The organism is Stenotrophomonas geniculata ATCC 19374 = JCM 13324, from assembly GCF_001431625.1.
GTDB lineage: Bacteria > Pseudomonadota > Gammaproteobacteria > Xanthomonadales > Xanthomonadaceae > Stenotrophomonas > Stenotrophomonas geniculata.
This window is the reverse complement of record NZ_LLXT01000086.1, coordinates 29,673-42,560: the sequence shown is the minus strand read 5'-3', so window position 1 is coordinate 42,560 and position 12,888 is coordinate 29,673. Positions and strand designations below refer to the sequence as shown.

The 12,888-nt window shown below is 63.2% G+C and carries 12 protein-coding genes and 1 pseudogene; 6 read left to right on the top strand and 7 right to left on the bottom strand.

What is annotated here, in order from left to right:
- Positions 1 to 6 precede the first annotated feature (6 nt).
- The 5 genes from ARC63_RS06130 to ARC63_RS06115 are packed head-to-tail and all read right to left on the bottom strand — an operon-like array spanning position 7 to position 5,240.
- The gene (locus ARC63_RS06130) at positions 7 to 957 is read right to left on the bottom strand and encodes an efflux RND transporter periplasmic adaptor subunit (RefSeq protein ID WP_021201906.1); all 951 of its coding nucleotides are present in this window, start codon (positions 955 to 957) and stop codon (positions 7 to 9) included.
- A complete protein-coding gene (locus tag ARC63_RS06125; protein ID WP_043033510.1) occupies positions 954 to 2,231 on the bottom strand; it encodes a TolC family protein in 1,278 nt (425 codons plus the stop codon). The genes ARC63_RS06130 and ARC63_RS06125 overlap by 4 nt, the downstream gene beginning before the upstream one ends.
- Positions 2,232 to 2,286: 55 nt before the next feature.
- Positions 2,287 to 2,643 carry a hypothetical protein gene (locus ARC63_RS22685; protein ID WP_012480228.1) on the bottom strand — a complete coding sequence of 119 codons (357 nt, stop codon included), beginning with the start codon at positions 2,641 to 2,643 and terminating at the stop codon, positions 2,287 to 2,289.
- Positions 2,640 to 3,257 carry a cation efflux transmembrane domain-containing protein gene (locus ARC63_RS06120; RefSeq protein ID WP_005413376.1) on the bottom strand — a complete coding sequence of 206 codons (618 nt, stop codon included), beginning with the start codon at positions 3,255 to 3,257 and terminating at the stop codon, positions 2,640 to 2,642. Before ARC63_RS06120 ends, ARC63_RS22685 begins: the two co-directional genes overlap by 4 nt.
- Positions 3,258 to 3,281: 24 nt before the next feature.
- Positions 3,282 to 5,240, bottom strand: coding sequence for a cytochrome c/FTR1 family iron permease (locus ARC63_RS06115; RefSeq protein ID WP_043033508.1), 1,959 nt, complete (start codon positions 5,238 to 5,240; stop codon positions 3,282 to 3,284).
- A 90-nt stretch (positions 5,241 to 5,330) separates the two neighbouring features.
- Here ARC63_RS06115 and ARC63_RS06110 point away from each other — a divergent pair, with 90 nt between their 5' ends.
- Genes ARC63_RS06110 through ARC63_RS06100 form a run of 3 tightly spaced genes read left to right on the top strand, consistent with a single transcriptional unit; the run spans position 5,331 to position 10,030 of the window.
- Complete coding sequence (locus tag ARC63_RS06110; RefSeq protein ID WP_012480230.1) at positions 5,331 to 5,744, top strand: MerR family transcriptional regulator; 414 nt, start codon at positions 5,331 to 5,333, stop codon at positions 5,742 to 5,744.
- Positions 5,741 to 7,012, top strand: coding sequence for a site-specific integrase (locus ARC63_RS06105; RefSeq protein WP_005413373.1), 1,272 nt, complete (start codon positions 5,741 to 5,743; stop codon positions 7,010 to 7,012). Before ARC63_RS06110 ends, ARC63_RS06105 begins: the two co-directional genes overlap by 4 nt.
- 24 nt (positions 7,013 to 7,036) lie before the next feature.
- Positions 7,037 to 10,030, top strand: a complete 2,994-nt coding sequence (locus ARC63_RS06100) for a Tn3 family transposase (protein ID WP_043033507.1) — start codon at positions 7,037 to 7,039, stop codon at positions 10,028 to 10,030.
- Positions 10,031 to 10,073: 43 nt separating this feature from the next.
- Here the strand turns inward: ARC63_RS06100 and ARC63_RS06095 are convergent, their stop codons facing one another.
- Positions 10,074 to 10,352 (bottom strand): hypothetical protein, encoded by a 279-nt coding sequence (locus ARC63_RS06095; RefSeq protein ID WP_033835997.1) that lies wholly within the window; start codon positions 10,350 to 10,352, stop codon positions 10,074 to 10,076.
- A gap of 94 nt (positions 10,353 to 10,446) precedes the next feature.
- On the opposite strand from ARC63_RS06095, the gene ARC63_RS06090 reads away from it, so the two are divergent.
- On the top strand, positions 10,447 to 10,692 hold the full coding sequence (locus ARC63_RS06090; RefSeq protein WP_043033505.1) for a helix-turn-helix domain-containing protein: 246 nt from the start codon (positions 10,447 to 10,449) through the stop codon (positions 10,690 to 10,692).
- Positions 10,693 to 11,162: 470 nt separating this feature from the next.
- Positions 11,163 to 11,537: a helix-turn-helix domain-containing protein gene (locus ARC63_RS23910; RefSeq protein ID WP_080334755.1), complete on the top strand. Its 375-nt coding sequence runs from the start codon at positions 11,163 to 11,165 to the stop codon at positions 11,535 to 11,537.
- A 123-nt stretch (positions 11,538 to 11,660) separates the two neighbouring features.
- On the opposite strand, the gene ARC63_RS06085 is transcribed toward ARC63_RS23910, so the two are convergent.
- Positions 11,661 to 12,569, bottom strand: coding sequence for a DMT family transporter (locus ARC63_RS06085; protein ID WP_043033504.1), 909 nt, complete (start codon positions 12,567 to 12,569; stop codon positions 11,661 to 11,663).
- A gap of 97 nt (positions 12,570 to 12,666) precedes the next feature.
- On the opposite strand from ARC63_RS06085, the pseudogene ARC63_RS23835 reads away from it, so the two are divergent.
- A pseudogene (locus ARC63_RS23835) lies at positions 12,667 to 12,888 on the top strand (cupin domain-containing protein); the annotation flags it as partial.

The following is a 12,888-nucleotide window of genomic DNA, read 5'->3' as shown; positions in this document are numbered from 1 at the left end:
CGGGCCTCATTCTTCTTCCACGGTGGACTTTTCGATGTCGGCCTTGATCAGGAAGCTTTGGGCCACCACCACCTGTTCACCGGCCTTGAGGCCTTCCAGCACTTCGGCGCGTTCGGCGTCGCGGCGCCCCAGCTTCACCGGCCGGGTGTGGTAGGTTTCGCCCTGCTGCACGTAGACCACGTCCTGGTCTTCTGCGGTCTGCAGCGCCGTGATCGGCACCACCAACGCTGCCGATTGGCGATCCACGGTGACCCGCGCCTTGACCGCCGACCCCGGCCGCCACAGGCCATCGGTGTTGGCCACCGTGCCGCGCGCAATGGTGCTTTGGCTGGCGGTGGCGGTGCCGGGCAGGACGCGCTCCAAGGTGGTCTGTGCGGTGACGCCATCGCTCAAGCGGGTAACCGTCACCGGCACGCCAGCACCGATGTGCTGGGCGTCGGCGCCGAAGATGTGCAGGTCCACCCACAGCGTGGACAGGTCGGCGACCTCAAACAGCGGCGCGCCCTCAGCGGCGGCCATGCCTACGGCGGCCGTGCGCGCCATGACCACGCCACTGATCGGCGCGGTGACGGTATAGGTGGTCAGGCTCAGGTTGCTCTCTACCGTGGCCAGTGCCTGGCCGGCCCGTACCTGATCACCCACGCCCGCACGCACGGAGCGGACCGGTCCGGGGAAGCGTGCCGTGACCTGCGCGATGCGACCGTCAATCGGGGTCAACAGCCCTTGCACCTCATGCTCGTCAGCAATCTCACCGGGGCCTGCCGGTGCGACCTGGATACCCGCTGCCTGCGCAGCTTTGGCGGCAATCTTGGTTTCCAGCGGCGCTTCCTCGTGCTCGCCGTGCTCTTCGCCCTCAGCGGCGGCGCCGCCTTCGGACGCTTCGTTGGGGGCCGACGCGTTGCAGGCGGCCAGCATCATCAGGGCCATGCCCAGTGCGGTCCAAGAAAAGCGATTCATGGGGTCTCTCCGGTGGAAGCAGCCGCCGGCGGCGCGACAAGCGCTTGGCCGGTCAGGCGTTGAATTTCGATCAGGGCGCGCTGCGCATCGAGCGCCACGTCCAGCTGCTGCTGGGCCATGGCCGTGCGTTCGGACTGCAGCTGTGCCCATTCCAGGTAGCTGATCGCGCCGGCGCGATAGGCGCGCTCGGCGGCCTTCTCAGCCCGGGCCAACTTCGGCAGCACCTCGCCTTGCAGCCGTGCCACCTCGGCCTGCGCCACGGTGTAGCGACCATGGGCTTCGACCAGCGTGGAATACAGCGACAGGCCCTTGGCCTCGCGCTCGATCGTCAGAACCTCCAGCTCGGCTTCGCCGGCGCGGATCTCCGGCTGCGCGCGGCTGCGGCTGCCCAGTGGCATGGACAGGCTGGCCACCAGCGCGGTGTCGTCAGTCTCCTGCAGGCGGCGCACGCCCAGCTGCCACGACAAGTCCGGCGAGGCCGCCGAACGCGCCAGCTGCAGTCGTGCCTGCGCGATCCGGCGGGCATCGGCAAACTGCGCCAACTCGGGAGTGCGCTCCAATTCCTCGGCCAGCGACTGCATGGACGCGATCGCCGGCAGGGTCATGGGATCCGCCGCGGCCACCTCGAAGCTCGGAGCACGTTCGCCCCAGAGGGCAGCAAGGTGCTGCCGGGCGGCAATGCGCTGCTGCTCGGCCCGATCACGGGTCAACTCTGCTCTCGCCAGTGCTGCTTGTGCGGTGAGCATCACCGATTCGGGAGACGCGCCAGCCTGCAGGCGCTGCCGGGCAGCGGCGACGGTCCGCTGGCGCTGGCCGACATCCATGTTCGTCAGGCTGCGTTGCCGGTCGGCACCGACAACGGCCAAATAGCGCTGCGCCGTCTCGGCGAGCAGGTCCAGCCGCCTGGTCTCGCGCTGCACGGCCAGTGCATCAATCCGGCTTTGGGCCAAGGTGCGGCGGGCGTCGAGCTTGCCGCCGCGCTCCAGGACCGAGCTCAGGCTCAAGGTCAACTCCGCGCTGTCCAGGCCACGGGCCGCGCCCGTGCCCAGCGCATTTTCAACCTCCGCCCCCAACGTCCACGGTGGCCGCTGCACGGCCTGGTCGCGCTCGGCAGCGAGCACCGTGGCTCGCGCATCGACCAGGCGCAGCTCGGGGTGGGTTTGGGCCACGCGTGCAAACGCGTCGTCCAAGGTCATCAGCTCTTCTGCTGTCGCCGGCGTTGCCGCCGCGCTCAACAGTAGCCACGCGGCCAGGGCCGCCAATCGCACATGCATGAAGTACTCCAGAATTTTCGATAGCCAACAGGGATCCGGCGCACGCCGGCGCGCATCACCCTGCGATCGGCGGCCGGAACGGCGCGAGCAGGTGCTCATGCCGATATCTGTCCGCATGGGCTGTCGCCGACGGCCAATGCCGGCCGATATGAGCAATGGCCAACACTATTTCTGGAGCCGGCGCGGCCTGGCTACAGCACAGCACCAGCTGCTGTAGCCGGTGCAGCGCGGCGTCTACGCCACGCTCGGAAGCTGGTGATGCCACTGCCGGGTCATGGTCGGCCGCGGCCAGATGGGTTTGAGCATGGAGCTCGCCAACCACTGCCAGCACCGGCTGCGTCACAAGGCCCACGGCCAAGTGCGCCAGCAGCAGCCAGCGCAGGCCACAGCTCAGCCGGCCAAGCGCTGTCATGCAGGCGTTTTGCGCGCGTCGGCACGCGCCCGGCGAGCATCACCCAAGATCTCGAAAGCCTCCTTGATCACATACAGGCCGATCAGGGCGCCGATCACGAAATCCGGGTAGGGGCTGGCCAGCCACCACACCAACAGGCCGGCCAGAATCACCCCAACGTTGGCCACCACATCGGCGCGGGTAAACAGCCAGGTCGCTCGCAGATGCACTTCGCCAGACTTCAAGGGGGCGAGCATACGGAGCACCTTCAGGTTCACGGCCAGCGAGACCAGAGCGGTACCGATCATCCAACCGCTGACCGGCTCGGCGCCGTACATCACCCGGCGGCCGACTTCGACCAGCACGCCTACGCCCAGCACCAGCAGCACGCTGCCACTGACCCACGCGGCGTTGGCCTTGAAGCGCGCCGTGCGCCCGATAGCGACCAGGCCAATGGCATAGGCGGTGGCGTCAGACAGCATGTCCAGCGCGTCAGCCAGCAGCCCGGTGGAATGGGCAATCCAGCCGGCAATGCCGCCGATCACGGCCATCGCTGCATTCAGGACCAAGGCGATCCAGAGGATGCGTCGCTCCTCCTTGTTCTTGGCTTCGTGGTGGCACCCGCAATCACTCATGTCTTGGTCCTCTGCTGTGTTGTTTCATTGCTTGTTTGCGCCTGGCTGTCTACGCACACCGGAACGGGCATTGGCGAGGAACCCCACGATGGCGGCGGTGCCTACCAATACCTGCGCCAGCAGCGACTGCCAGGTGGGATACAGGCCGATCCACTCGATGCGCGGCAACGCGAGCGGTGTTTGAGAGATCCAGCCCGCTTCCTGCAACGCGGCCACGCCTTTACCGATCAGGATGACCGCCATCACCGCGATGAGAATCGAGCTGATCGAAAAGAACCGGCCAATCGGCAGCCGCCTGCTCATGCGCAGCATCCAGTACGCCACCGCAGCCAACACCGCGATTCCCGCCGCCAGGCCTGCGAGGATGGCGGTGGACGCCTGATCGCTCCACATCGCGATGTAGAACAAGATCGTCTCAAACACCTCGCGGTACACCGCGACAAAGGCCAGCATGAACAGGAAAACAGCCGAGCGCCGTGTCAGCGCAGTCGTCAGCTTGGCGTGCAGGTACTCCTGCCACCGCCCTGCAAGGCTCTTTTGGTGCATCCAGATGCCTACGCTGAGCAGGACAGCGGCAGCGAACAAGGCCGAGACGCCCTCAGTGACTTCCCGGTTCGCACCGCTGATATCAACAAAGTAAGTGGCCACCGCCCAGGTAGCTGCGCCTGCCAACAACGCGCAGATCCAACCCGCATGCACATACGGCAACACATCAGACCGCTCGGCTTTACGCAAGAACGCCACGATACCAATCACGATCAGCAGCGCTTCCAGTCCTTCGCGTACCAAGATGGTAAAGCTGCCTAGAAACGCGGTGCTGGCGCCTATTCGGGTGTCCTGCAGCGCCACGTCCGCGCGATCAAACAGCTGGGCAATTTGCGCTGCCTGCCCGGCAACGTCAGCCGCGGGCGCATGCTGATCCAGCTGCGCGCGGTAGCCTGCCATGGCCGTCTCGATCTCTCGCAGCAATGACGGATTGCGCGTGGCCAGCGTGGGTTCAAGCGGCTCTACACCATCCAGATAGGACGAGAGCGCAAGCTTTTTGGCTTGAGCCAGGTCCTCATCAGCGTAAGCGCGCTGGCTGGCGGCCAGTCGCTGCCGCGCCACCGCAAAGCGATCGGCTCCTGGTACCGCTTCGTTTACTACCTGTGGCTGCGAACGCAGGTAGGCGATGATCGCGTTTGCCTGATCGGCGGGCATCGTGGTGGCAAGATCGGCCTCTCGCGTGCGTGTCAGCGCTTCGAGCGAGGGAATGTGCGTATGGGCCTCGGCACTGGTGCGCCATAACGCCTCACCTTGAGCCTTGGCTTGCGAGGAGTACCCCAAGCTGCCCACATAGAATGCCAACGCCCAGCGATCACTTTCTGACAGCCCAGAGAAGCTGACCATGCCGGTACCCGGCACACCCTGGGAAATGACCTCGTACAACGACAGCGGCGTTCGCTGCGCGGCGCGAGTGGCATCGGTGAACGCGATCGGCGGCGGACTTAACGCTTGCGCGGCGGGGCCATCACCGTGACCTGTGGGGCCGTGACAGGCCGCGCACTGCTGGCTGTAGATGGACGCGGCCTGGGAGGTCTTCGGCGCGCTCGCCGGAACAGCGCCGATCGGGTAGCGGGCCAACAGCGTCGTGCCGAGCCCGCGCGCCAACGTTGCCACTTGCGCCGGGTCGGCCTTCTCTGCCACCGCCTGGACCAGGCGGTCGGCCTGGGCCGTCAGCTCCTGCTGGTTCTGGCCACTGGGCAATGCTGCCAGCTGACTGCGCACGGCGCCGGCAAACTCGCTCATTTCGGCGTATTCGTTGGGGGCAATTACGCGACCGGCCTGGACCGCGCCGGGGTAGTCGACCGCGATGTAATCGAGCATCTGCCAGGTTTGGCGCAGGTCTGCTGCGGCAGGCTCCGCCTGAGCAGAAGCGGGCAGAACCCAGCCGATCAGCAAGGCAATCAGGCAGTAGCGAATCAAGGCGATGGGCAGTGGCATGGTCGTCACATGCAGCGCCGCGGCCGGAGTGGCGGCGGATACGGGTTCAGCGTAAAGTCCGTAGCTACTACGGAGTCAAGCGTACTACGAATGAAAATCAGTGAGGCTGCCGACGCCAGCGGATGCCACTTGGAGACGATTCGCTATTACGAGCGGATCGGGTTGCTGCCGCGCCCGGGGCGCACGGGCAACGGCTACCGGGTCTATGGCCCGGCCGACATCGAGCGGCTGCGCTTCATTGCGCGTGGCCGGGACCTGGGCTTCAGCCTGGAGGAGGTCCGCAGCCTGCTGCAGCTGGCCGGCGATGAGGAGCTTTCGTGCGGGGACGTGGACCGGTTGGCCCGCAGCCATCTGGCCGACGTGCGCGCCCGCATGGCCGACCTGCAGCGCATGGCCAGCGAGCTGGAACGGGTGATTGCCAGTTGCCATGGCGGGCAGCGGGCGGAATGCACCATCCTGTCGACGCTGCGCCAGACGACCTCGGTGGAGGCCACGCGCCAGTGACCGAACTGGACCGCTACCTCGATGCGGCCACGCGCCAGAACACGGTGCGCAGCTATGCGTCGGCGCTGCGGCACTTCGAGGTTGAATGGCAAGGCCACCTCCCAGCGACACCTGACAGCGTGGCCCGGTACCTGGCCGCTTATGCGCAGACCTTGGCGACCAGCACCCTCCGCCAACGTCTGGCGGCCATCGCCTCTTGGCACCGCGACCACGGCTTTGTCGACCCGACCCGATCGCCGCTGGTGCGCAAGGTGCTCAAAGGCATCCAGACCCTGCACCCGGGCCAGGTCAAGCAAGCCGCGCCGCTCCAGATTCGGCGGCTGGTCGAGCTCGATGACTGGCTGGCCGCGGCGATCGCTGCGGCACATGCCCGGGGCGATGGGCCGGCGGCGCTGCGCCATCAACGAGACCGAGCGCTGGTGCTGCTCGGGTTCTGGCGGGGATTCCGTGGCGATGAACTGCTGCGTCTGGACGTGGCCCATCTCACGCTGGTGCCGGGACAGGGGATGACCTGCTTCTTGCCACGCAGCAAGGGTGATCGCCAAGCAGCCGGCGTCACCTACAAGGTGCCGGCGCTGTCGCGGTTATGTCCGGTGGAGGCGACCCAGGCGTGGCTGCAGGCGGCCGACCTGCAAGAAGGGCCGGTGTTTCGGGCAGTCAACCAATGGGGCCAGGTGAGCGCCGAAGGCCTGCATCCCAACAGCTTGGTGCGCCTGCTGCGCGAGTTGCTGACCAGTGCAGGCTTTGCCGATGCGGGGCTCCACAGCAGCCATTCGTTGCGCCGCGGCTTTGCCAGCTGGGCCAACGACCAAGGCTGGGACATGAAGGCCTTGATGGAGTACGTGGGCTGGCGCGATGTGCAGTCGGCCATGCGTTACCTGGACGGGCGTGACCCGTTTGCCCGGGACCGCATTGAAGCAAGCCTGCCCAGTCCAACCGTGCCGGTACCGGCGATGGCACTGCCGGCGCCGGAGGGCAAATCGGCCCTGCAGCTGCGCCTGCGCATGGTGCTGACCCCGTTTGCCCGCACGGGCCGCGGCGCGGCCAAGGCCCGAGGCCGAATTGAAGAGATCTGCTTGGCCCCGTTCCAGGCTGTGCGCCTGAACACCGCCAGCAGCGAGTACCAGTTGACTGCTCCCACCGATCCCGAAAGGGATCTGGATGAAATCCTGGCCACGTTGCTCGATGACATGCACCGCATGGCCGATACGCACCAGTGCTTCCTGGAAGCGTCGCTCAGTACAGACGACGGCCGGCACTGGGACTGATCCCCCTCACACCCTCCGGATCCAATGGCTACCCTTCACGAGACCGCCTACCCGCGACTGAAGCCTGATCCCACCGCCAAGGAACTGGAGGAGATCTATACCCCGACCGCCGCTGAGATTGCATTCGCCAAGCAGCTGACCACCCAGCCGGGTCCGCAGCTGGCGGTACTGATTCATCTCAAGCTCTTCCAACGCTTGGGCTACTTCACGCTGTTGGCCGACGTACCCGAGCGGATCCGGAAGCACATCGCCAAGGCCGCCCGACTCGGGCGCGTATTGGACACCGACCAGCTCGAACGCTACGACGCTTCCGGCAGCCAGCGCCGGCATATGCCGCAGCTTCGGCAATTCATCGGGGTACGTCCCCTGGATAAATCGGGCTTGGCTTGGCTGGACACAGTGGCCACCGGAGCAGCCCAGACCAAGCACACCATCCCGGACATCGTGAACGTCCTGCTCGAAGAGCTGGTGCACCATCGCTACGAACTGCCCGGTTTCCGCACTCTGGAGCTGGCCGCCATCGGCGCCCGTGAGCGGGTCAATCTGGGCTACTACCGCAGCATCAGCCACGCGCTGACGCCTGCCACGCGCACGCTCATCGACGAACTGCTGCGCGCACCGGAAGGGTCCAGGTTCACCGGCTGGCAATCACTCAAGCGCGAGCCCGGCCGGCCCACCAACAAGGAAGTTCGGTTCTACCTGCAGCACATCCGCATGCTGCAGCAGTTGGCCGACCAGCTGCCTCCCATCGATGTGCCGGTGCCCAAGCTCAAGCAGTTCCGTGCAATGGCTCGGGCCTATGACGCCAGCGAGCTGGCCGAACTGGCTCCGGACAAGCGCTATGCGCTGGCCACCATCTTCATTCGCGCCCAGCATGCCAAGACACTGGATGATGCAGCCGAGTTGTTCATCAAGCAGGTGCGCGGGCTGGAGAACACGGCCCAGCAGAAATTGCTGGCCTACCAGCTCGAACATGCCAAACGGGCCGACTTCCTCATCGGCCAGCTCAAGGAAATCCTGCAGGCCTATCAGCTAGACGGCAGCGATAGTCAGCGCGTGGATGCCATCGACAACAGCCTGGAAGCGGAAGTGTCGACCTTGCTGGCCGAATGCGAAGAACATATGGCCTACGCCGGGAAGAACTACCTGCCTTTCATGCTGCAGCCCTATGGCGCGGTCAGGCCGCTGCTGTTCAATGGGCTGGAGCTGATGAAACTTCGGGCGACCAGCCACGACGCCGGCATGGAGCCGCTGATCGCAGCGGTGCTCTCGCTGCGCAACCAGCGCCGTGAGCTGATCGAGGTCGCCTCCCTCGGTTTGGACCCGGAAAAGGACTTTGACTGGATGTCCAAGCTCTGGTGTCAGCACGTGTTCGGCAAGCGGGCCAGTGCAGCCGGCGCCGGCTGGATGCACCGTAAGTACTTCGAGCTGGCCGTGCTGGTGCAGGTCAAGGACGAACTGAAGTCCGGAGATCTCTTCATTCCCAGCAGCGAACGGTTTGATGACTACCGTGAGCAGCTGGTCGATGAAGCCACCTTGGCCCAGGAACTGGAAGCCTACGGCCAGGTGTCAGGCCTGCCCACCGACGCCGAGTCTTTCGTGGCGGGATTACGTGCACAACTGACCTCCCTGGCCGATGAGGTCGACGCGCGTTTCCCGGAGAACGTACATGCGGACATCCTGGATGGGCGCCTGGTGCTGCGGAAGGGGCAACGCGCCGAAGTCTCCAGCGCGATTACCACGGTGGATCGCCTCATCGCCGAACGGCTTCCAGAATCCAGCATCGTCGATGTCCTGATCGATGCCAGCCAATGGCTGGATCTGCACCGTTTCTTCCGCCCGATCGCCGGCACCGAGAGCCAGGTCGAAGATCTGCCCCGACGTGTGATCACCACGCTATTCTGCTATGGCTGCAACCTGGGGCCGACGCAGACGGCGCGGTCGATCAAGGGCTTCAGCCGGCGCCAAGTCGCTTGGCTCAACCTGAAATACGTGACCGAGGATGTGCTTGAGAAGGCCATCGTGGAGGTCATCAATACCTACAACAGATTCGACCTGCCTGGCTATTGGGGCAGCGGCAAGAGCGCATCAGCTGATGGCACGAAGTGGAGCGTCTACGAGGACAACCTGCTGTCGGAGTATCACATCCGCTACGGCGGCTACGGTGGCATCGGCTACTGCCACGTGTCCGACAAATACGTAGCGCCGTTCAGCCACTTCATTCCCTGTGGCGTGCACGAGGGCATCTACATCCTCGACGGTCTGTTGGCCAACACTTCCGACATCCAGCCTGAGATCGTCCATGGCGACACGCAGGCCCAAAGCTATCCGGTCTTCGGCCTGGCCCACATGCTGGGCATCCAGCTGATGCCCCGGATCCGGAACATCAAGGACCTGACATTCTTTCGGCCCGAACCGGGTAGGGCTTATAAGAACATCCAGGCACTGTTCGGGGACAGCATCGACTGGCAACTGATCGCCACCCATCTCCACGACATGCTGCGGGTGGTGATCTCAATCCGATTGGGCAAGATCACCGCGTCCTCGATCCTGCGCCGGCTGGGCACCTACAGCCGGAAGAACAAGCTGTACTTCGCCTTCCGGGAACTTGGCAAGGCCGTTCGAACGCTGTTCTTGCTGCGCTACATTGATGACAATGAGATCCGCAAAACGATCCATGCTGCCACCAACAAGAGCGAGGAATACAACGGCTTCGTGAAATGGGTGTTCTTTGGCAGCCAGGGGATCATTGCTGAGAACGTCCAACACGAGCAGCGCAAGATCATCAAGTACAGCCAGCTGGTGGCCAACATGATCATCCTCCACAACGTGGAAGGCATGAGCCGGACCTTGGCCGAGATGAGGAAGGAGGGGATTGAACTGACGCCCGAGATCCTGGCCGGCCTGTCGCCTTATCGGACCAGCCACATCAATCGCTTCGGCGACTACCACCTGGATCTTGAAAGGGAAGTGGCGCCGCTGAGCTACACAGCCAAGGTGCTTGAACAGACCCCATAGATGGGGAGAACCTGATCGAGAGACGAGCAATCAACTTTGAAATTCAGTCGCTTAGGCAGCTTTTGGCCCTGTACGTAATGATTCCCTGCCGACCCTCTTCAAGGTTCATCCCAGCGACTGCCCAGTTGAAGGCCGCTCTTTCGTGGGCATTGAGTTCCGCGTCGATAGCGTCAATTGACTGCCGGTATTGCTGCTGGGTTCCATTCGTAACCATCTTCTTGTCTGTCGGACCGCTGCAGGCAGCTAGCAGTGCTGATGCTGCCAGGATCAGTGTTGCTCTGCTTCTGGCCGCGGTGATGAAGCGGTATGGCTGTTCGCTCATGCGTCCCCCTGTCAATGAAGAAGACAGAATATCTGGTTTTTAGATATCGGAGAACTGGATATAGCTTTCTAGGCCGCTCAGCCAAGGCGCGGTCGTGTCGAAGTCCATCCATCGAAAAGAGTACGCTGCCCTCATTGAGGCTGTTCGCGAGGCGCGGCTAGCTGCCGGTCTGACCCAGGCCCAGGTGTCCAGCATGCTGGGCCGCAGCCAGTCATTCATCAGCGACGTCGAAACAGGCAAGAGAAGGGTTGATGTGGTGGAGCTGAGAGATATCGCCCGCCTGACAGGCCTTTCGCTGGGCAAGTTGATCACAAACTTTGAGAAGCGAATCAAAGACTAAAGCCCCTTAGGGTGTAGCGGTAGGTTCGCGCTTCTTGCCGGCCGGTCGGGACCAGGCGCACACGCCAGTGACAGACGGCCAACCGGATGGAAGGGGCACGCCCTGCCGGAAATCCGTGACGTAGATCGGCCTCGGCGTGCCGGGTCGAAACTTTAGGCTGTTTTGTGGAACCGTGGGGTCTGAACCCTCGTGTAGATCCGGGTGAAGCGACGTCTTTACAGTTGTTGATGTGAAGACATTTCTCCGGCCCACTCCACAGCAGCTCCACAGGTCGCTAAAGCGAACCCCTAAATGCCTCCGATGGGCTTGTCGCGGGGCCTATACCCTTTCGGCGCGACTGTCTGACGTGGAGGATTGCGCCCTACACAAGCTTCGAGACGCAAAGGCTATCGCTTGGCGGCGGCAGCGCAAGATGCGCAGCTGGGCCGCGAAGCATCCCCGGTTCCTACTGTTAGCCTTTCCGCTTTGGGGTGATCCCCGGTCATTCGCTGAGTTACCGGAACAGAAGCTTTGGCCGCGCATTCTTGGCGTTTTCGCGCTTGTTAGCCCCCATCATCGATGCGCTACAAGCCGATCCAGGAAGTGGCCAGTCACTAGTTCAATGGGCAGAAGTTGCTGGCGTATCCTCTCGGACTCCTGCAAGACGCTGGGTTGCCGCTACTGGCCTGGGATGTTGTGAGTGGCGCCAGAGGCTGAAGCTTGCTGCGTCCCTCCCTCTCCTCCAGAGCGACTGCAAAGTTGGTGATGTTGCCAAGCGGCTGGGCTATAGCGGCCCCTCCCCTTTTATTGCAATGTTTCGCCGACTAACCGGCATGTGCCCAACTCAGCTGAAGAGCGCTGTCTAGATGCAACTTCACCTTGAGGAGAGGGCCCTTTGAACCTGGCTAGCCGAAGAAGCGTTCCCCGAACAAGGAGAACGGGCCTCAAGCGGCCCGTTTTCATTTGAACTGCAGCTATGCAATTGTCTTTCAGCGCTTGGTCGAGGTGTCATCCACGACCATGACCTCGTCAGGCTTCTTGCGAGCTGCGTACTCCGCCAGTACCACACCAAATACTGCCATCAAACCGCCACCCACGACCCAGGTGCTCAGAGACTCTTTGAGGACCACCACCGCAAGCAATGCAGTGACGATCGGGACGAGATTGAAGAACCCGGCCACGCGAGCAGAGCCCAGCCGATGCAGGCCGGTCATCCATGCCAACGGTGCCATGATCGAAGCGCCGATTGCTGCGAATGCAATGCAGCCGATGGCTGCGCCACCCTGGACGCCAGTGCCTGCGACAAGGAAAAGAGGTAGCAGCAGGATCGTTGCAGACATGGCTTGAAGAAACAGGGATTCGATCAGCGTTACGGGAATGCGCCACTTGTGCATCAGCAAATTGTAGGTGGCAAAAGCCAAAGCGCCCAGCAGCATCAGGGCGTCACCTTTGTTGATTCCATGGGAAACCAAGGCTTCAAAGTCACCATGGGACACTACCGCTATCACCCCAACCAAGGAGATGATCGAACCAATCACTGCGCCACCGCGGACTGCGTGACCCATGAAGATGCGCGACAAGGCAAGAGCGATCAACGGGATGAGTGCCTGGATAACGCCCATGTTGGTCGCAGAAGTGAAATGTGCGGCGTAGTACGCCAGGCATTGGAACATGACACCGCCCAAAGCACCGAGCACGAGGAAGCGTGCCCAATTGGCTTTCAGGACCGCTAGGTTCGACTTCAGGCGCGGCAGGGCGAATGGGAGCAAGATGATGGCCGCAGCAAGCCATCGCCAGAAGCTAATATCGACCGGGCCGACGGTCCCTGCAGCGAGCTTTGTAACGATGGTGTTGGCGCCCCAGAGAAGGCAGGCCAGGAGGGGGAGCAGGTAGTACATGGCATCCTCAGATACTGGATATCAACAGCCAGTAGCGTAGACTTGGCGGAATTTCGTTACATCCATAATTTGCGCCAATCTTCATCTTGAATGCGACATGGCAATGGACCCCGTCCCCTCGTTCAGCTCCATCCCTGGAGACATCTACGTTCGGCAAGGGACTTTGCCTCCCTCCGACTGGGATGCTCGTGTGCATCCGTGGGGGCAGTTCAACTATGTTGCGCAGGGTGTCATGGAGTTACAGGTAGGCGAGGACTGGATGGTGTCCCCTACCCACTATGCGATATGGATTCCGCCTGGTGTTCACCACTCATCCCGA